The sequence below is a fragment of the Streptomyces sp. SAS_270 genome (assembly GCF_052543295.1).
The window spans coordinates 13,370-33,435 of the sequence record NZ_JBMNDS010000088.1 but is presented as its reverse complement, the minus strand read 5'-3'; the positions used below and the strand labels follow the sequence as shown (position 1 = coordinate 33,435).

General features: G+C 70.6%; 14 protein-coding genes. 12 read left to right on the top strand and 2 right to left on the bottom strand.

Annotated elements, in window-relative coordinates; all coding sequences use genetic code 11:
- Window positions 1-2: 2 nt before the first annotated feature.
- Window positions 3-1,046 (top strand): 3-isopropylmalate dehydrogenase, encoded by a 1,044-nt coding sequence (locus ACN6LB_RS38480; protein ID WP_445029904.1) that lies wholly within the window; start codon window positions 3-5, stop codon window positions 1,044-1,046.
- Between the two features lie 276 nt (window positions 1,047-1,322).
- Window positions 1,323-2,411, top strand: coding sequence for a branched-chain amino acid aminotransferase (locus ACN6LB_RS38475; protein WP_356141340.1), 1,089 nt, complete (start codon window positions 1,323-1,325; stop codon window positions 2,409-2,411).
- A 49-nt stretch (window positions 2,412-2,460) separates the two neighbouring features.
- On the opposite strand, the gene ACN6LB_RS38470 is transcribed toward ACN6LB_RS38475, so the two are convergent.
- Window positions 2,461-3,912, bottom strand: coding sequence for a cytosine permease (locus ACN6LB_RS38470; RefSeq protein ID WP_445029903.1), 1,452 nt, complete (start codon window positions 3,910-3,912; stop codon window positions 2,461-2,463).
- Between the two features lie 155 nt (window positions 3,913-4,067).
- On the opposite strand from ACN6LB_RS38470, the gene ureA reads away from it, so the two are divergent.
- The 8 genes from ureA to cimA all read left to right on the top strand — a co-directional run bounded on the left by ureA (window position 4,068) and on the right by cimA (window position 13,378).
- Window positions 4,068-4,748 (top strand): urease subunit gamma, encoded by a 681-nt coding sequence (ureA, locus tag ACN6LB_RS38465; RefSeq protein WP_445029902.1) that lies wholly within the window; start codon window positions 4,068-4,070, stop codon window positions 4,746-4,748.
- Window positions 4,745-6,415 (top strand): urease subunit alpha, encoded by a 1,671-nt coding sequence (locus ACN6LB_RS38460; protein ID WP_445029901.1) that lies wholly within the window; start codon window positions 4,745-4,747, stop codon window positions 6,413-6,415. Before ureA ends, ACN6LB_RS38460 begins: the two co-directional genes overlap by 4 nt.
- Before the next feature lie 24 nt (window positions 6,416-6,439).
- Window positions 6,440-7,477, top strand: a complete 1,038-nt coding sequence (locus ACN6LB_RS38455) for an agmatine deiminase family protein (protein WP_445029900.1) — start codon at window positions 6,440-6,442, stop codon at window positions 7,475-7,477.
- A gap of 10 nt (window positions 7,478-7,487) precedes the next feature.
- Window positions 7,488-8,078, top strand: coding sequence for a TetR/AcrR family transcriptional regulator (locus ACN6LB_RS38450; protein WP_445029899.1), 591 nt, complete (start codon window positions 7,488-7,490; stop codon window positions 8,076-8,078).
- Window positions 8,079-8,213: 135 nt separating this feature from the next.
- Window positions 8,214-8,648: a hypothetical protein gene (locus ACN6LB_RS38445; RefSeq protein ID WP_445029898.1), complete on the top strand. Its 435-nt coding sequence runs from the start codon at window positions 8,214-8,216 to the stop codon at window positions 8,646-8,648.
- Between the two features lie 126 nt (window positions 8,649-8,774).
- Window positions 8,775-10,022 (top strand): TolB family protein, encoded by a 1,248-nt coding sequence (locus tag ACN6LB_RS38440; RefSeq protein ID WP_445029897.1) that lies wholly within the window; start codon window positions 8,775-8,777, stop codon window positions 10,020-10,022.
- Between the two features lie 147 nt (window positions 10,023-10,169).
- A complete protein-coding gene (locus ACN6LB_RS38435) occupies window positions 10,170-11,483 on the top strand; it encodes an MFS transporter (protein ID WP_356144185.1) in 1,314 nt (437 codons plus the stop codon).
- 290 nt (window positions 11,484-11,773) lie between these two features.
- Window positions 11,774-13,378 carry a citramalate synthase gene (cimA, locus tag ACN6LB_RS38430; RefSeq protein WP_445029896.1) on the top strand — a complete coding sequence of 535 codons (1,605 nt, stop codon included), beginning with the start codon at window positions 11,774-11,776 and terminating at the stop codon, window positions 13,376-13,378.
- Window positions 13,379-13,439: 61 nt separating this feature from the next.
- On the opposite strand, the gene ACN6LB_RS38425 is transcribed toward cimA, so the two are convergent.
- Window positions 13,440-15,305 carry a ricin-type beta-trefoil lectin domain protein gene (locus ACN6LB_RS38425; protein WP_445029895.1) on the bottom strand — a complete coding sequence of 622 codons (1,866 nt, stop codon included), beginning with the start codon at window positions 15,303-15,305 and terminating at the stop codon, window positions 13,440-13,442.
- A gap of 127 nt (window positions 15,306-15,432) precedes the next feature.
- Here ACN6LB_RS38425 and ACN6LB_RS38420 point away from each other — a divergent pair, with 127 nt between their 5' ends.
- Window positions 15,433-18,471 carry a glycoside hydrolase family 3 protein gene (locus ACN6LB_RS38420; RefSeq protein ID WP_445029894.1) on the top strand — a complete coding sequence of 1,013 codons (3,039 nt, stop codon included), beginning with the start codon at window positions 15,433-15,435 and terminating at the stop codon, window positions 18,469-18,471.
- Window positions 18,472-18,654: 183 nt separating this feature from the next.
- Complete coding sequence (locus tag ACN6LB_RS38415) at window positions 18,655-20,043, top strand: hypothetical protein (RefSeq protein ID WP_445029893.1); 1,389 nt, start codon at window positions 18,655-18,657, stop codon at window positions 20,041-20,043.
- Window positions 20,044-20,066: the final 23 nt, after the last annotated feature.

Below are 20,066 nucleotides of genomic sequence, written 5' to 3'. Positions count from 1 at the left end.
TCATGTCTCGCAGCATCAATCTCGCAGTGATTCCCGGTGACGGCATCGGCCAGGAGGTCGTGGCCGAAGGCCTGAAGATCCTCTCCGCCGTCCTTCCTCAGGATGTGAAGCTGGAGACCAAGGAGTACGACTTCGGCGCCAAGCGGTACCACGCCACCGGTGAGACCCTCACCGAAGCCGACGCGGACGCGCTCAAGAAGCACGACGCCATCCTTCTCGGCGCCATCGGCGACCCGTCGGTGCCGTCCGGTGTGCTGGAGCGCGGCTTCCTGCTGAAGCTCCGCTTCCTCTTCGACCACCACGTCAATCTGCGTCCGTCGAAGCTCCTTCCGGGTGTCGCCACGCCGCTGGCCGGCCAGCCGGAGATCGACTTCGTCGTCGTACGCGAAGGCACCGAGGGCCCCTACACGGGCAACGGCGGCACCATCCGCAAGGGCACCGAGCACGAGGTCGCCACCGAGGTCTCCGTCAACACCGCGTTCGGTGTGGAGCGTGTGGTCCGTGACGCGTTCGCCCGCGCCCAGGCCCGCCCGCGCAAGAAGCTCGCGCTGATCCACAAGAACAACGTGCTGACCTTCGCCGGTCACCTGTGGACCAACATCTTCAACAAGGTGGCCGAGGAGTTCCCCGAGGTCACCACCGAGTACATGCACGTGGACGCGGCGACGATCTACCTCGTCACGCAGCCCGAGCGCTTCGACGTGATCGTCACCGACAACCTCTTCGGCGACATCATCACCGACCTCGCCGCGGCCGTCTCCGGCGGCATCGGCGTCGCCGCCTCCGGGAACATCAACCCGAGCGGCGACTTCCCGTCGATGTTCGAGCCCGTGCACGGCTCGGCGCCCGACATCGCCGGCCAGGGCAAGGCCGACCCGTCGGCCACCGTCCTGTCCGTCGCCCTTCTGCTGCGTCACCTCGGCTACGAGTCCGAGGCCGCCCGCATCGAGGACGCCGTCGCCGCCGACCTCGCCGAGCGCGTGGGCAAGCCCGCCCGCAGCACCGCGGAAATCGGCGACGCGCTCGCGGTACGAGTAGCCGGCTGACCCTCCCCCACTGCATGAAGGGCGTGGGGGGACCCCCAGCGCTCCGCAAAGCCGCCGGGTAGCTTCCGCACCCGGCGGCTTTTCCTGTGCCTCTCCGGGTGCCACCATCAACCACTGGGCCGCATTCACATCGTTTTCGTCCATGGCTGCGCACGCGTGATAATCGAACGTGGAGCCGCGGAATGAGGGAATGCTCGGACGTCCTAGCACTGGTCGTCCTGTGCCGTATGAGCAAGGCGGCCCGTCACAACACAAACCGGTGAAGGACAACCACTCATGACGACGCCCACGATCGAGCTCAAGCCTTCCTCCAGCCCGCTGTCCGACGCGGAGCGCGAGGCGATCCTGGCCAGCCCCGGCTTCGGCCGCCACTTCACCGACCACATGGTGACGATCCGGTGGACGGAGGGCCGCGGCTGGCACGACGGACAGCTCGTTCCCTACGGTCCGCTCTCCCTCGACCCGGCGAACATGACCCTGCACTACGCGCAGGAGATCTTCGAGGGCCTCAAGGCGTACCGGCAGCCCGACGGCTCCGTCGCCACCTTCCGCCCCGAGATGAACGGCCGGCGCTTCCAGCGGTCCGCGCGCCGCCTCGGGATGCCGGAGCTGCCCGTCGAGACGTTCATCGAGGCGTGCGACGCGCTGGTCCGGCAGGACCGGGCGTGGGTCCCGGCGCACGGCGGCGAGGAGTCCCTCTACCTGCGCCCCTTCATGATCGCGACCGAGGTCGGCCTGGGCGTGAAGCCCGCCAACGAGTACCTGTTCCTGGTCATCGCCTCGCCCGCCGGCGCGTACTTCGCGGGCGGCGTGAAGCCCGTCTCCATCTGGCTCTCCGAGGACCGGGTGCGTGCCGTCCCCGGCGGCATGGGCGACGCCAAGACCGGCGGCAACTACGCGGCCTCCCTGCTCGCGCAGGCCGAGGCCGCCGCGAAGGGCTGCGACCAGGTCGCCTACCTCGACGCCGTGGAGCACAAGTGGGTCGAGGAACTCGGCGGCATGAACCTGTACTTCGTGTACGGCGACAAAATCGTCACCCCCGAGCTGACCGGTTCGCTGCTCGCGGGCGTCACCCGTGACTCGCTCCTGACCGTCGCCCGCGACCTCGGCTACGAGTCCGAGGAGGGCCGTGTCTCCATCGACCAGTGGCAGGCCGACACGGAGAACGGCACCCTCACCGAGGTCTTCGCCTGCGGTACGGCCGCGGTGATCACCCCCGTCGGCACCGTCAAGCGCACCGGCACCGAGTGGCAGCAGTCGGGCGGCGAGCCCGGCCAGGTCACCCTGAAGCTGCGCGAGGCCCTGCTGGACATCCAGCGCGGCACCCGCGAGGACAAGCACGGCTGGATGCACCCGCTGGGCTAGGGGGGCTTGAAAGTCCCGCACAGCACCCGCAGGACTTTCAAAACACCCCCTAGTCCCCGACTGTGGCTGCCAGGGCCGCCCCGGACTCCGTGTCCGCGGCGGCCCTGCCGTGTTCCGGGGCGGGGGCGCGGGCGGTGAGCAGCAGGTACAGCGCGCCGCCCACGATCCCCGACAGCACGAAGCTGCAGTCCACCCCGCCGGTCAGGGACAGCAGCGGGCCCTCGTACGAGGGGAGCGAGACCGCGAGCAGGCCGACGAACGCGCCCAGCGCCCAGGACGCGGTGGCCTGGACGTTCCAGCCGCCCCGGTACCAGTAGATCCCGCCCCTGGAGCGGCGGTTGAAGACCTGAAGGGCGTCCGGGTCGTACACCCCGCGACAGCGGGCGAAGCCGATGAGGGTGATGACGGCCCAGGGTGTGCCGATCGCGGTGAGCAGCAGCACGAAGGACGTCATCGCGTCCTGCGCGGACGAGGCGTAGTGGCCCACGAAGACGCAGGCCGTGGCGACGACGGCGACCGAGTACGTGGCGCGGGCGCGGGAGGCGCGGGGGAGGATCGCGTCGAGGTCGAGACCCATGGAGTACAGCATCAGGCCCGCGTTGCCGACCGAGCCCGCGGAGGCGGCGAGCAGCAACGGGACCAGGTACCAGGTGGGGGAGGCGGAGACCAGCGGTCCGGCGTAGTCGAGGGCCGCGCGCGCCCCGTACGCCGTGAAGGTGCCGAAGAGCTGCGGCACGAGGAGCCCGGCGATCAGGCCCAGCCAGGTGGCGTGCAGGACCTTGCGGGAGGAGTGGCGGGACGGCGAGATGTAGCGCGTGTAGTCGCCGAGGAGGGTGATGAACGCGATGGGCCCGGACAGGCCCGCCGCCACCGCCGCGAGCAGCCAGGTCGGCCAGAAGGAGCCGAGCAGATAGCCGCCCGTCCCCGGCAGTGCGGCGGTGCCGAAGTGCGGGGCGTACGCGATCAGGCCGAGGGCGAGCAGCGCGGTCATGCCGATCGCGAGGACGCGGGACATGGTGAGCAGGACGCGGTAGCCGTAGACGGCGCCGGCGACGGTCGCGGCGGCGAGCACGCCGTACACGACGGCGTACGAGAGACCGTCGACCGGCAGTCCCACCAGGCGGTTGAGGACGCCCACCATCACGTCGCCGCCGATCCACACGGTCAGCGCGGTGTAGCCGAGGGCGAGCAGCAGGCCGACGACCGAGCCGACCAGCCGTCCCCGTACGCCGAACTGCGCGCCGGAGGAGGTGGAGAGGTTCGTCGCCGTGCGCAGTGAGACCAGGGCGAGCGGCGCGGTGAGGGCCGTACCGACCACCGTGCCCGCCACCACCGAGCTGACCGACGCCCACCAGCCGAGCCCGAAGGACGGCGGCAGCCAGCCGAAGATGATCACGCCGAGGCAGAGGTTGGAGCCGAGCAGGATCGACACGAGATCGCGCGGCCCGCTGGTGCGCTCCTCATCGGGGATGGTGTCGACTCCGCGCTGTTCTATCGGCATGGCTGGTCTCCTTCGATCGGCCATCGGTGAGGTGGAGCAAGTTAGAGCGACGTTCAATGTGGCGCGAGGCGCTGCTGCCAGTCAATGCCTCTGTCTTGCGAATCTCATGGTTAGAGTGTTGTTCTAAGTAGTGGAAAGCAAGGAGGTGTCGCGACGTGAGACTGACCCCTACGGAACGTGACCGGCTGCTGCTCTTCGGAGCCGCCGAGCTGGCCCGCGCCCGCCGCGCCCGGGGCCTGCGTCTGAACGTCCCCGAGGCGACGGCACTCATCGCGGACACCGTCTGCGAGGCGGCCCGCGACGGGCGGCGCCTCGCCGAGGCCATCGATGCCGCCCGGGCCGTGCTCGGCCCGGGCGACGTGCTGCCCGGTGTCGCCGACGTCGTCACCGAGGTCCATGTCGAGGCCGTCTTCGACGACGGTTCGCGGCTCGCGGTGGTCACCGACCCCATCGGCGGGGGACTGGGCGACGGTGCTCCGGGCGCGCTGCTGCCGGGGCCCGCGCACGCCGAGCCGGTCGCCGCGGTACGGCTGACCGTCACCAACACCGCCACCGTGCCGGTCTCCGTCACCTCCCACTTCCACTTCTTCGAGGCCAACCCGCGGCTCGACTTCGAGCGGGCGACGGCGTACGGGATGCGGCTCGCGGTTCCGGCCGGGTCGTCCGTGCGCTTCGGGCCGGGCGAGAGCGCCGAGGTCGGGCTGCTGCCGATCGGCGGCGAGCGCGTCGCGATCGGGTTCGCGGGGCTGGTCGACGGCCCGCTGGACGCGCCGGGCGCGAAGGAAGAGGCCCTGCGCAGGGCCGCCGCCTGCGGATACCTGGGAGCGCAGCGATGAATCCGTACGAGTACGCCGGCGCCCACGGCCCCCGCGCCGGTGACCGCGTCCGCCTCGGCGACTCCGGGCTGACCGTCCGGGTCGAGTCCGACGCCCAGAAGTACGGGGACGAGTTCCTCGCCGGATTCGGCAAGACCGCCCGCGACGGGCTGCACCTCAAGGCGGCCGCCGTCCGCGACACCTGCGACGTCGTCATCAGCAACGTGGTGGTGATCGACGCGGCCCAGGGCATCCGGAAGGTGTCCATCGGTATCCGGGAGGGGCGGATCTGCTCGATCGGGCGGGCCGGCAACCCCGACACCCTCGACGGTGTCGACGTCGTGGTCGGCACCGGCACCTCGATCGTCTCCGGCGAGGGGCTCATCGCCACCGCCGGAGCCGTCGACACCCACGTCCATCTGCTGTCGCCGCGCATCATGGAGGCCTCGCTCGCCTCCGGGGTGACCACGGTCATCGGCCAGGAGTTCGGGCCGGTGTGGGGCGTCGGCGTCAACTCGCCCTGGGCGCTGCGGCACGCCTTCAACGCCTTCGACGCCTGGCCGGTCAACATCGGCTTTCTGGGCCGGGGTTCGTCGTCCTCGGACGCGCCCCTGGTCGAGGCGCTCGCGGAGGGCGGCGCCTCCGGCTTCAAGGTCCACGAGGACATGGGCGCCCATACGCGGGCGTTGGACACCGCGCTGCGCGTCGCGGAGGAGCACGACGTCCAAGTCGCCCTGCACAGCGACGGGTTGAACGAGTGTCTGTCCGTCGAGGACACCCTGCGTGTCCTCGACGGACGCACCATCCACGCCTTCCACATCGAGGGCTGCGGTGGCGGCCACGTACCGAACGTCCTGAAGATGGCGGGCGTCGCGAACGTCATCGGCTCCTCCACCAACCCGACCCTGCCCTTCGGCAGGGACGCGGTCGCCGAGCACTACGGAATGATCGTCTCCGTCCATGACCTCAAGACCGACCTGCCGGGCGACGCCGCCATGGCCCGCGACCGCATCCGGGCCGGCACGATGGGCGCCGAGGACGTGCTGCACGACCTGGGTGCGATCGGCATCACCTCGTCCGACGCGCAGGGCATGGGCCGCGCGGGCGAGACCGTGCGCCGCACCTTCGCGATGGCCGGGAAGATGAAGGCGCAGTTCGGCGCCCCGGACGACCACGACAACGAACGCGTCCTGCGCTACATGGCCAAGCTGACCATCAACCCCGCCATCGCGCACGGCCTCGCGCACGAGGTCGGCTCCATCGAGGTCGGCAAACTCGCCGACATCGTGCTGTGGCGCCCCGAGTTCTTCGGCGCCAAGCCACAGCTCGTGCTGAAGTCCGGCTTCCCGGCGTACGGCGTCGTCGGCGACCCCAACGCGGCCACCGACACCTGCGAACCCCTGGTGCTGGGCCCGCAGTTCGGGGCGTACGGCGCGACCCCCGCCGACATCTCGGTCGCCTTCGTCGCGCAGGCCGCGCTCGACCAGGGCAATGACACGATGCCCACCCGCCGCCGCCGGGTCGCCGTGCGCGGAACGCGCGGCATCGGACCGGCCGACCTGCGCCTCAACTCCCGTACCGGAGCGGTCGATGTGGACCAGCGCACCGGGCTGGTCACCCTGGACGGCGACCCGCTCAGCTCCGAGCCCGCCGACTCGGTCTCCCTCAACCGCCTGTACTTCCTGTAGATGTCACAGCCCCTAAGGACCCCCATGTCTGCTGCCGCCGACGGCTTCCGTATGCCCGCCGAGTGGGCCCCGCACGAGCGCACCTGGATGGCGTGGCCGGGCTCCAACCCCACCTTCGACACCCCGGACGACCTCGCCGAATCACGCCGCGCCTGGGCGGAGGTGGCCCGCACGATCCGCCGCTTCGAGCCGGTCACCGTCGTGTGCGGGCCCGGCCAGTCGGCCGACGCCCGCGAACTCCTCGGCGTGGACGTCGAGTTGGTCGAGCGGGAACTCGACGACGCCTGGATGCGTGACATCGGCCCCACGTTCCTGACCAACGGACAGGGCGAACTCGCCGCCGTGGACTGGACGTTCAACGGCTGGGGCGCCCAGGAATGGGCCCGCTGGGAGCACGACGCGAAGATCGCCGCGTACGTCTGCGATCTCGCGGGGGCGACGACGTACGCCTCGAAACTGGTCAACGAGGGCGGCGCGATCCACGTCGACGGCGAGGGCACCGTCCTGCTCACCGAGACCGTGCAGCTCGGCCCGGAACGCAACCCGCAGTGGACCCGTGAGCAGGTCGAGGCGGAGATCCACGCCCACCTCGGCACCCGCAAGGCGATCTGGCTGCCGCGCGGCCTGACCGGCGACTACCCTCCGCACGGCTTCGGCACGCTCGGCCACGTCGACATCGTCGCCGCCTTCGCCCGGCCCGGCGTGATCGTCGCGCACTCCCAGCCGGACCCCGCGCACCCCGACCACGAGGTCAGCAAGGAGATCATCGGCCTGCTCAGGGCGCAGACCGATGCGCGCGGGCGCCGAATCGAGGTCGTCGAGGTACCCGCCCCGACCGTCCTGGAGGCCGACGGACACTGGGCCGACTACTCCTACATCAACCACTACCTCTGCAACGGCGGCGTCGTGCTCTGCGGCTTCGACGACCCGCGCGACGAGATCGCGGCCGGGATCTTCCGCCGGCTGTTCCCCGAGCGGACGGTCACACTGGTGGACGCCCGTACGATCTTCTCCGGTGGCGGTGGCATCCACTGCATCACCCAGCAGCAGCCGAAGATCTGAGGAGTGCGCCATGGCCGGTGCCCGCAGAAACGCACCGCCCCGTGAGGACGTCCTCGCCGCCGCCATGGACATGATCGCCGAGCGCGGCCTGGAGAAGCTCACCATGGCGGCGCTCGGCCGCGAGGTCGGCATGAGCAGCGGGCACCTCCTCTACTACTTCCGCTCCAAGGACGAGCTGCTGCTGCAGACCCTGGAGTGGAGCGAGGGCCGCCTCGGCGCCGAGCGCGGCCGGCTGCTCACCCGGGCGGCCCCGGCCCGCGAGCGCCTCGACGCCTACGTCGACCTGTACGTCCCCGACGGTCACCGCGACCCGCACTGGACGCTCTGGCTGGAGGTCTGGAACCGCTCGCAGAACGCCGACGCCGACGCCCGTGAGCGACAGGTCGCCATCGAGGGCGCCTGGCACCGCGACCTGGTGGCGCTGCTCGCCGAAGGCATGTCGCACGGCGCGTTCCGCACCGTCGACGCGGACCGCTTCGCCGCCCGGCTGCGCGCGCTCCTCGACGGCTTCTCCATCCATGTGGCCATCGGTCTGCGCGGCACCGATCGTGGCCAAATCCTGTCCCACGTACGGGAGTTCCTCGACGAGTCGCTCGGCTGACCGGCGTTCGCGGACGGTCGATCATCCGTCCGGGTTGTACGTAATCGAGCGCATTGACCCGTGGTGCATGGTGCGGTTGTCTTCGGGAGAGCCCCTGGTTCAGGGCCGGGGGAAGACAGGATTCCGGGGGAAATCATGTCCACTGCTGCACATGTGCCCTTAGGCGCCGCCCTGCTCCTCGTGCTGACCGGCGCGAGCGTCCCGACCGCCGTGGCCGCCCCGACCGACGCCGCGGCGCCGATTGCCCCGCGCGTCGAGCCGATCAGCACCGCCGCCGACGGCACCCAGGCCGGCGGCGGCTCCTCCGCCGCTTCGCTGACCCCGAACGGCCGCTTCGTCGCCTTCCGCTCCTCGGCGACCAACCTCGTGCCCGAGGGCGTGACCCACCCGGGCACCTACTCCCGTGTGCGCGACCTGCGCACCGGCGCCGACCGCACGATCGCCGACACGGCGGCCGCGGGCACCGGCGCCGTGAGCGACCGAGCCGTCACCTTCACCTCGTCGGCACCCGACCTGGTACCGGCCGAGACGAACGCGGTCGCCGACATCTTCCTGAGCCACACCCACTGACAGACGCCCTCAAGCGCAGCTGAGCAACGACGGCCCGCGGTCGCGTACGCGCGCGGACCCGACCACAACACGCCGCCCCGCGAACGCCGCTCCCGCCAGCCCCCGACACTCACAGAAAGAGCCCTGATGACCCCGCGTACGACAACCGCCACCGCATTCCTCCTCGCCGCCGGCCTCGGCACACTCGCCGCACCCCCGGCGTCCGCCGCCCCCACACCACCCACCACCGTGCGCGTGAGCGTCGACCGCGACGGCGGCCAGATCGCCGCGCCCTCGTTCCACCCGAGCGTCAGCCCCATGACGGGCGACGTCTTCTACACCAGCGAAGGCCCCGTCTACAGCGGCGACACCAACGGGATGTCCGACGTCTACCACGGCAGTTCCCCCGTCAGCTACAGCGGACAGAACCACGGCATGGGCAACGGCCGCTCGTACGACGGCTCGCCCTGCGCGACCGGCAGGATGACCGCCTTCGTCTCCGAGGCCACCGACATCACGACATCCGGCCGCACCGACACCACACCCGCGGTCTTCGTGCGCAACGCCGCCGTCGGCAAGGTCTCCTTCGCCAGCTACGGCTACCAGGGCGTGCCGTTCACCTGGGCGGGCCAGCCCGTGGTCAGCGCCGACTGCCAGTGGGTCGCCTTCAGCGCCACCCTGCCGTCCACGCCCGACCGCGTCGAGCAGCCCCGCGTCTACCGCTACCGGATCTACGACGGCTCGGTCCAACAGGTCAGCCAGGACTCGGACGGCTCCCGCGCGGCGGTCCGCCCGTCGATCAGCGCCGACGGCCGCCACGTCGCCTACCAGTGGTCGATCCCGCACCCCGGCGGCCCGGCCAACGACAGCGACATCTACGTACGCGACCTGGAGACCGGGACCCTGGAGAAGGCGTCCGTGGGACGGCACGGCCATGCCGCGAACCGCGAGTCCACCGGGCCCTCGCTCAGCGCCGACGGCCGGCACATCGCCTTCGACTCCTACGCCTCCAACCTCGCCCCGGGCGACACCAACGGCAGCGCGAACGTCTTCGTGCGCGACCTGGACAAGGGCGTTACGCGGCTGGTCAAGGGCGCGGGCAGCCGCGTGTACACCCGCGAGGCCGCGCTCAGCGCCGACGGTCTGCACCTCGCGTACGTCTCGGCACGGCTGCGCGACCCGGACAGCGTCCCGGCCGTGTACCTGCGCGATCTGGTCACCGGCGCGACCCAGCTGATCAGCGCCGACACCGCAGGTCACCGCAACGACCAGGCGGCCCAGAATCCGTCCGTCAACGAGAACGGCACGGCGGTGGCCTTCGACTCGGCCTCCCCGGACCTCGTCCCCGGAGACACGAACGGCACCAACGACGTCTTCCTGCGCCGCCTCGGGTGAGACTCCGCCGAGACTCCGCGCCCGCTGCGCACGTGAACACGGTGAAGATCGTGAAGAACATGAAGAACGCGATGAACGCAATGAACGAAAACCGAGGCGCTCTTGTCGCGATCGTGATCAGCGGGCACGTTACGGCTCATGGCACTCATGGGACGAGAGCACTGGAAGACGGTCTGGGTCGGCTCGGCCGGCAACATGGTGGAGTGGTTCGACTGGTTCGTGTACGCGAGCTTCGCCACCTACTTCGCCGGAGCGTTCTTCCCCGACGACAACCCCACGGCCCAACTCATGAACACCGCGGGCATCTTCGCGGTCGGCTTCTTCATGCGCCCGGTCGGCGGCTGGCTGCTCGGCCGGGTCGCCGACCGCCGGGGCCGCAAGACCGCGCTGACCCTGACCGTCACCCTCATGTCGGTGTCGGCCGTCCTCATCGCGATCGCGCCGACGTACGCCGTCGCGGGCTACGGCGGCGCGCTCGTACTGCTCATCGCCCGTCTGCTGCAGGGACTTTCGGTCGGCGGCGAGTACGCGGCCAGCGCCACCTACATGACGGAGGCGACCGACCCGAAGCGGCGCGGCTTCGCCTCCAGCTTCCAGTACGTGTCGATGACGGTCGGCCAACTCATCGGCCTGGCCCTGCTGATCATCCTCCAGCGCACCTTGTCCGAGGAGGCGCTGGGCAGTTGGGGCTGGCGCATCCCGTTCGTGGTCGGCGCGGCGGGCGCGGCCGTCGTCTTCTACCTGCGGCGCACCATGCTGGAGAGCGAGGTGTACGAGGAGGACGCGGCCGGCGCCTCCGAGCGGGGCACCCTGCGCGCCCTGGGGGAGCACCGGCGCGAGGCGTTCCTCGTCGTCGCGCTCACCATGGGCGGCACGCTCGCGTACTACACGTACACCACGTACCTGACGAAGTACCTGTCGAACACGGCCGGGCTGCCCAAGCAGACGGCGACCCTGGTCTCCTTCTGCGCGCTGCTGGTCTTCGCGTGCATCCAGCCGCTGGCCGGAGCACTGTCCGACCGGATCGGGCGCCGCCCGATGCTGATCACCTTCGGGGTCTGCGCGACCTTCCTGACGGTCCCGGTGATGACCCTGCTGTCCGGAGTGGACAGCTTCTGGCCGGCCTTCGGGCTCGCCCTTTTCGCCCTGGTGATGATCACGCCGTACACGGCGCTGAGCGCGGTGGTGAAGGCCGAGCTGTTCCCCACCGGCGTACGCGCACTGGGCGTCGCGCTGCCGTACGCCGTCGCGAACTCCCTCTTCGGCGGGACGGCGGAGTACGTCGCCCTGTGGTTCAAGAAGGGCGGCCACGAGTCCGGCTTCTACTGGTACGTGGCGGGGTGCGCGGCCGTGTCGCTCGTGGTCTACGTCACCATGCGGGAGACCAGGCACGTGGACCTGAACCGGGTCGGCGGTGGCCGGAAGCCCTCCACGGAGCCGGACGCGCGGCTCGCATCCTGAGACACCCGTGAGCACGGGGGCAGGGCTGTGCCAGACTGCCTCCGTGCTCTCGTTCGCCATGATTATTGGCAGCAGGCGCGCCGGTCCGCAGTGACCGCCACGTACCACCACGTACGGGCGGACATCGTGTCCTCGACCCGCGCGCAGACCTCTCGCACCCGCGAGAGGTTTTTCTGTTTCCTGGCCCACCACAAGCCGGGAGAGGAGCGCGAGGGATCATTGTCATCGGGGGACGGTGGAGCCGGTCATTCCGGTACGACCGAGATCCAAATCCTCAGGAGCCAGAGACCATGACGGAAACCAGCGAACTCGACGATTCGTTCCACGTCTTCGACACGACCCTGCGCGACGGCGCGCAGCGTGAGGGCATCAACCTCACCGTCGCGGACAAGCTGGCCATCGCACGGCACCTGGACGACTTCGGCGTGGGCTTCATCGAGGGCGGCTGGCCCGGCGCCAACCCGCGCGACACCGAGTTCTTCGCCCGCGCCCAGCAGGAGATCTCCTTCAAGCACGCCCAGCTGGTCGCCTTCGGCGCCACCCGCCGGGCCGGCGCCAAGGCCTCCGAGGACCCGCAGGTCAAGGCCCTCCTGGACTCCGGCGCCCCGGTCGTCACCCTGGTCGCGAAATCGCACGACCGTCATGTCGAGCTGGCACTGCGCACGACCCTCGACGAGAACCTGGAGATGGTCCGTGACACCGTCTCGCACCTGAAGGCGCAGGGCCGCCGGGTCTTCGTCGACTGTGAGCACTTCTTCGACGGCTACCGGGCGAACCCGGAGTACGCGAAGGCCGTCGTCCGCGCCGCCGCCGAGGCCGGCGCCGACGTGGTCGTCCTGTGCGACACCAACGGCGGCATGCTCCCCGCCCAGGTCCAGGCGGTCGTCGGCACGGTCCTCGCCGACACCGGCGCCCGGCTCGGCATCCACGCCCAGGACGACACGGGCTGCGCGGTCGCCAACACCCTCGCGGCCGTCGACGCGGGCGCCACCCATGTGCAGTGCACGGCCAACGGGTACGGCGAGCGCGTCGGCAACTCGAACCTGTTCCCGGTAGTCGCCGCCCTGGAGCTGAAGTACGGCAAGAAGGTCCTGCCCGAGGGCGCGCTGCGCGAGATGACCCGGATCTCGCACGCCATCGCCGAGGTCGTGAACCTCACCCCGTCCACGCACCAGCCGTACGTGGGCGTCTCGGCCTTCGCACACAAGGCGGGCCTGCACGCCTCCGCGATCAAGGTCGACCCCGACCTGTACCAGCACATCGACCCCGAGCAGGTCGGCAACACCATGCGGATGCTCGTATCCGACATGGCGGGCCGCGCGTCCATCGAGCTCAAGGGCAAGGAACTCGGCGTCGACATCAGCGGTGACCGCGAGCTGGTCGGCCGGGTCGTCGAGCGCGTCAAGGAACGCGAGCTCAAGGGCTACACGTACGAGGCCGCCGACGCCTCCTTCGAACTGCTGCTGCGCGCGGAGGCGGAGGGCCGCCCCCGCTCGTACTTCCAGGTCGAGTCCTGGCGCGCGATCGTCGAGGACCGCCCCGACGGCAGCCACGCCAACGAGGCCACCGTGAAGCTCTTCGCCAAGGGTGAGCGCATCGTCGCCACCGCCGAGGGCAACGGCCCGGTCAACGCGCTCGACCGTGCCCTGCGCGTCGCCCTGGAGAAGATCTACCCCCAGCTCGCCAAGCTGGAGCTCGTCGACTACAAGGTCCGCATCCTGGAGGGCAAGCACGGCACGTCCTCCACCACGCGTGTCCTCATCTCCACCTCCGACGGCAGCGGCGAGTGGTCCACGGTCGGCGTCGCCGAGAACGTGATCGCCGCGTCCTGGCAGGCACTGGAGGACGCCTACACGTACGGGCTGCTGCGGGCCGGGGTGGAGCCCGCGCAGTAGACCCTTATGGGTTTCGCCCCCTCCGCCCCTGGTCCTTGGGGCGGAGGGGGCGAAAGCACCTCTACTGAAGGCGCCACTTCTGATTGGCGGCCCCGGTACACGACCAGATCTGCGCCCGCGTCCCGTTCGCCGACGAGTTGTCCATGACGTCGAGGCACTTGTCCGCCGCCGTATTGACCACGTCACCGGTCGAGGAGTCGTACGACCAGCGCTGCGCTCCGGTCCCGTTGCAGTCGTACAACTGCACCTTGGCCCCGTCGGCGGCGGACCCCGACGTGACCTCGAGGCACTTCCCGAGTGCCTGGACCGTGCCGTCGCCCTTCACCGTCCACCGCTGGGCTGTCGAGCCGTTGCAGTCGTAGAGCTGGACGGCCGTTCCGTTCGCGGCCGAACCCCCCGCCACATCGAGGCACTTGCCCGCGAGTCCGACGAATGCCCCCGCCCGGTCACCGCCGCCCGCCTGCGTTCCCGCCCAGGTGAAGGTGGCCGACGTCCGGCCGGGCAGTGAGTAAGTCGCGTGCTGGGAACCCCAGTTGATCGTCACCGTCCTGGCGGACGACGAGTCGTTGTAGGCGATGAGCGCCTTGGAGCCGTCGGGATTGCGCCAGGCCACGTTCGGCACGGACGACGACGCGGTCGAGGCGATCCGCTGCGCACCCGGCCGTACGAACTTCGTCAGCTGCCCCATCGTGTAGTACTCGACGGTGTAGTCGACCTGCCCGCTCTGCCCGTCCCCGTTGTGCACCGTGACCAGCCCGCTGCACGTCCCGCAGCCGCCGTTGTGCGGCCCCCGGTTCTGGTCCACGGCCAGTGACCACTTCGTCACGGACTTCGCCCAGTTGCGGGTGTAGTCCACGATGTTGAGCATGTCCTCGCGCTGCTGGTCGGCGATCCAGGTGCCGCCGGAGTGCTCGGTGCCGAAGGCGTCCAGCTGCGGATACCGGTTGTGGACGGCGGTCTGCTTCGCCACGTCGCCGCCGTAGCCGTGCCAGGCGATCCCGCCGAAGTTCGGGTGCGCGCGCACCGCCGCGTCGTCGACGCTCTGGGCGGCGTACCCGTCGTAGGTGTCCCAGTTCCAGTCGAGCGCGAGGACCTTGGCCGGCAGGCCGGCCGCCTGGAGCTTCGGCAGCAGCTCGCTCTTGGTGAAGTAGGCGAGCCCGGAGGCGTTCCAGCTCATCGACGGGTACCCGGCGCAGCAGGTCGGCTCGTTCTGCACGGTGACGTAGGAGACCGGCACGCCCTGATCCCGGTACGCCTGGAGGTACTTCACGAAGTACGAGGCGTACGGCCCGTAGTCCTCGGCCTTCAGCCAGCCCCCGTTGAGCTGCCCGCTGTCCTTCATCCAGGCGGGTGCGGTCCAGGGCGAGGCCATCACCGTCAGGGCCGGGTTGAGCCGAAGCGCCTGCTTCGTCAACGGCACCACGTCGGCCAGGTCGTGGGCGATCGAGAACTCCGACAGGTCGGCGTCCGTCTGCCCGGCCGGCACGTCGTCGTACGTGTAGCCGTACCGCGCGAGGTCCGAGGCGCCCATCGGGTTGCGCAGGAACGACAGCCCGATTCCGTCCGTCGGCGAGAACAGCTTCCGCATCGTCGCGTCCCGCGTCGTCTGCGACAGCGCTCCGCTGCTGTTCATCAGCCAGGCCGCCGTGTCGGTGAAGGACGCGCCGCCGCCCGTGAACGTCTGGTAGCGGGTGTTCTCGTCGACGGTGATGTTCTCGCCGCCGCCCCCGGTGCCGGACTGGAAGGCGAACGGCGCCTGTTGCTGCAGGCCGCGGACCACGTGCCGGCCGGCGTCGTCGTCCGTCGTGGTGAGCCAGGCGGTCACCTGCTCGCCGGCCGCGTGTGCGGGGGGCACGGCCGCGGTGAGGCCGGCCGTGGAGAGCAGCCCGGCCAGCAGCAGCCGGAGTGCGTGGGGGGTTCTCCTCATGGGGTGCGTCACCCTTCCTGACGAGACGTCTTGACGGGTCTGCGGGCCGCTAGTTAACTCACGGCGTGATCTAAGTCATGAGTGAACTGTGTGAGCCCGAGTGAACCAGAGAGTCGAGGGAAGGTCCATGCCAAGAACCGCCCTGCTCGTCTGCACCGCCCTGTTCGCCGCACTGCTGTCGCCCACCGCGTCACAGGCGGCGGACGACCCGGCCCCCGTCCCCGTCGACCGCTTCGAGGGCGAGGTCCCGTTCGGCTCCCAGCCCGCCGAGGGCATCTTCACCTGGGGCAGCGACGGCGACGACCCGCCCGCCCTGCGGTTGGCCGCCCGCGCCGACGCCCCCGAGGGCGAGAAGGTCCTCGCCGGCACCTACGACATCAGCGGCTACGGCGGCTTCACCCACGACTTCGCCGCGAACGCGCCCGCCCACGACTGGTCCGCCCACAAAGGCATCCGCCTGTGGTGGGACGGACAGGGCAACGCCAAGAAGGTCAGCTTCGAGATCAAGGACGGCGGCGCCGACGGCGAGGCCTCCGAGCTGTGGACGACGTCCTTCACCGACGACTTCACCGGCTGGAAGCAGATCGAGATCCCCTTCACCGACTTCACCTACCGCACGGACTACCAGCCCGTCGGCGGCATCGACCAGGTCCTCGGCCTGGACCGGATGTGGGGGTACGCCGTCACGCTCCCCGTCGGCCTCAAGGGCCAATTCGCCATGGACGACGTCGAGTTGTACGGCAAGGCCGACCAGTCCCTGCGTGCGGGCGTGGTCGCGGACGCCGCCGTCCACCCGGTCGCCGAGGGCGGCACGGCCCACGTGAAACTCTCCGTCGCCACCACCGGCTCCGCCCCGATCGAGGAGCCCGTGACGGTCGCGTACGAGAGCGCGGGCGGCACCGCCGAGTCCGGCAAGGACTACACGCCCGTCAAGGGCGAGTTCACCTTCCCGGCGGGCACGGCCTCCGGCGCCTCCCGCACGATCTCGGTGGCCACGCGCAAGGACAGGTCGGCCGAGAATGCCGAGACCGTCCCGCTCAAGCTGACGGTCACCGGCGCCAAGGCCCCGACGGAGTCCCCGCAGGTCGTCATCAACGCCCACGGACTCCCGTACCTGAATGCGAAGGTGCCGCTGAAGAAGCGGGTCGCGGACCTCGTCGGGCGCATGTCCCTGGAGGAGAAGGCCGGCCAGATGACACAGGCCGAGCGCGGCGCGCTGACGTCACAGGGCGACATCGCCGCCTACGACCTCGGTTCCCTGCTCTCCGGCGGTGGCTCGACCCCGACGCCCAACACCCCCGCGGCATGGGCGAAGATGATCGACGCCTTCCAACTCCGCGCGCAGGCAACACGGTTCCAGATCCCGCTCATCTACGGCGTGGACGCGGTGCACGGCCACAACAACCTCACCGGCGCGACGATCATGCCGCACAACATCGGCATCGGGGCGTCCAGGGATCCCCAAGTCGCCTATCGGGCAGGCGCGGTGACCGCCTCCGAGGTTCGGTCCACCGGCATTCCCTGGGACTTCGCTCCCTGTCTCTGCGTCACCCGCGACGAACGCTGGGGCCGCAGCTACGAGTCCTTCGGCGAGGACCCGGCCCTCGTCACCTCCATGGAAACCGTCATCCAGGGCCTCCAAGGCCGGGCGGACGGCAAGGACTTGAGCCGCAACGACAAGGTGCTCGCCACCGCCAAGCACTTCGTGGGCGACGGCGGCACGGAGTACGGCTCGTCGACCACCGGCTCGTACACCATCGACCAGGGCGTCACCAAGGTCACCCGGCAGCAGCTCGAAGCGGTCCACCTCGCCCCGTACAAGACGGCCGTGGACCGGGGCATCGGCTCGGTCATGCCGTCGTACTCCTCGCTCGACATCCTGGGCGACGGCCAGGGGCCGGTGAAGATGCACGCCCGCGCCGACATGATCAACGGCGTCCTGAAGGACCGCATGGGCTTCGACGGCTTCGTCATCAGCGACTGGCAGGCCATCGACCAGATCCCCGGCGACTACGCCTCCGACGTCCGGACGTCGGTCAACGCGGGCCTCGACATGATCATGGTTCCGTATGCGTACAAGGACTTCCGCACGACCCTCGTCGACGAGGTGAAGGCGGGCCGGATCAGCGAGCGGCGGATCGACGACGCCGTCTCCCGCATCCTCACGCAGAAGTTCAGGCTCGGCCTCTTCGAGAAGCCGTATGCCGACACGAGCGGCGCGGCGCGCATCGGCTCGCCCGCCCACCGGGCCGTGGCCCGCGAAGCCGCCGCCAAGTCGCAGGTCCTGCTGAAGAATTCGGGCGGCGTCCTGCCTCTGAGGAAGTCGCAGAAGGTGTACGTCGCCGGCTCGAACGCCGATGACCTCGGCAACCAGACCGGCGGCTGGACCATCACCTGGCAGGGCTCGTCGGGGAAGAACACGGACGGGACGACGATCCTCGAGGGCATGCGAAAGGCCGTCGGTTCCGCGGGTTCCGGGGGAGGCGTCACCTACTCCAAGGATGCTTCGGCGCCGACTTCGGGCTACGACGTGGGCGTGGTCGTCGTGGGTGAGACCCCCTATGCCGAGGGCGTCGGGGACGTCGGCAACGGCAACGACCTGGAACTGACCGCCGCGGACAAGGCGGCCGTCGACAAGGTCTGCGGCGCCATGAAGTGCGCGGTCCTCATCGTCTCCGGCCGCCCGCAGCTCATCGGCGACCGGCTCGGGGACATCGACGCCCTCGTCGCCTCCTGGCTGCCCGGCACGGAGGGCGACGGCGTCGCGGACGTCCTCTACGGCGAGCGCCCCTTCACCGGCCAACTCCCCGTCACCTGGCCCAAGTCGGAGTCCCAACTCCCGATCAACGTGGGCGACTCGTCGTACGCCCCCCAGTTCCCCTACGGCTGGGGCCTGACCACCCTCACAAAGGTTCCGCAGGGCGGCGCGTCCACCCTCAAAGCCCTCGCCGCAGTGGCCCGGGCGGCAGAGAAGGCCGGCGCCGACGACACAGGCCGCGCCACCGTGACGAAGGCCCGCCTCCTGGTCCAGCAGGCTGCCGCCGCCTCGGACGTCACACCCGATTTCGCCAAGCCGTTCGCCGACGCGGACCACTTGCTGCTGACGGGCCGGTACGCAGAGGCGGTGAGAGAACTGCAGGAGGCTTACGCGACGGCTTCCGGCTGACCGAGGGAGGGATCTTTCAGCCCGTCCGGCGCTTGAGGACGAGCGCGGAGCGCGATGCAGGGGGAGAGGGGGCGCAGCCCCCAGGGCATCGGGACGGGTAGGGGCGGAGGGGGCGAATCACATCCCCGAACCCCCACCCGCCCCGATGCCCCCTTTTGCGTCCCTTCGGGTAGCGTCGAGGACATGAAGGCTCCCATGCCCCGAGGGCTCCCAGGCCTGCTGACCGCGCTGCTGCTGACCGCCATGGCGACGCTGTCCTTCGGCACGCCCGGCGCCCACGCGGCCGGCTCGGCGGCAGGCGCGGTCACCTCGGCCACCGACGTCTCCACCGTCGCGAAAGCCCTCCGCAAGACCCCCGTGTACGTCGACCCCGCCGCCTCGGCGCAGCTCTCCGCCGCGGACACCGACACCCTCGCCAAGAAGATCAAGAACGCGGACAAGCCCGTCTTCGTGGCCGTCCTCCCCGCGGACTTCCCCACTCAGGACCTCTTCCGCAACCTCCGCACGGACACCGGCGTCACCGGCCTCTACGCGATCCGCCTGGGCGACCGTTTCGACGCCCGGGCGGACTCCGCGGTGATGTCCCGCACCGCCGTCCAGAACCTGGTCACCAGCGTCCAGGGCGAGGACACCAGGGCCCAGCTGAACGACTTCACCGACCGCGCGCTGCGGAACGTGGGCGGCTCGGCCCCGGCGAGCTGGGGCTCCTCCGGCAACGACGAGGGCGGCGGGGTCTCGACGGGCGCCCTGATCGCCGTGGGCGCGGTCCTCGTCGTGGGCGGCGCGGGCGCGTACACCGTCGTACGCCGCAGCCGTCGCCGTAGGGCCGAGGAGCAGCGGGCGGCGCTCGACAAGCTCCGCGTGGTCGTCGACGAGGACATCACCGCCTTCGGCGAGGAACTGGACCGGCTCGACTTCCATCCGGCCGAGGCGGGCGCGGACGACGCGATGCGCGCGGACTACGAACGCGCGCTCGACGCCTATGAGCAGGCCAAGTCGCTGATGGCGGGGGCCCGGCGCCCCGAGGACGTCCGCGCGGTGACACAGGCCCTCGAGGACGGCCGCTTCTCCCTCGCGGTGCTGGCCGCGCGCCGCGAGGGCCGCCCGGTCCCCGAACGCCGCGCCCCCTGCTTCTTCGACCCCCGGCACGGCCCGTCGGTCGCCGACGCGACCTGGACCCCGGCCGCCGGCGCACCCCGCGAGGTCCCGGTCTGCGCGGCCGACCGGGCCCGGCTGGCCGACGGCACCGACCCGGCGATCCGTGAGGTCGACACCGACTACGGCCGCCGCCCCTACTGGGACGCGGGCCCGGCCTACGGCCCCTGGGCGGGCGGCTACTTCGGCGGCGGCCTCCTCCCCGGCCTTCTCGTCGGCACGCTGCTCGGCAGCATGATGGCCACCCCGTCGTACGCGGCGGACTACGGCTCCGGATACGGCGACTTCGGCGCGGGCGGCTACGACGGCGGCGATGTCTCCGGCGGCGACTTCGACCCGGGCGACTTCGGCGGAGGCTTCGGCGACGGCGGGGGCGGCGACTTCGGAGGCGGCGGGGACTTCGGCGGAGGCTTCTGAGCGGGGGCTTCGGCACTTGCCCG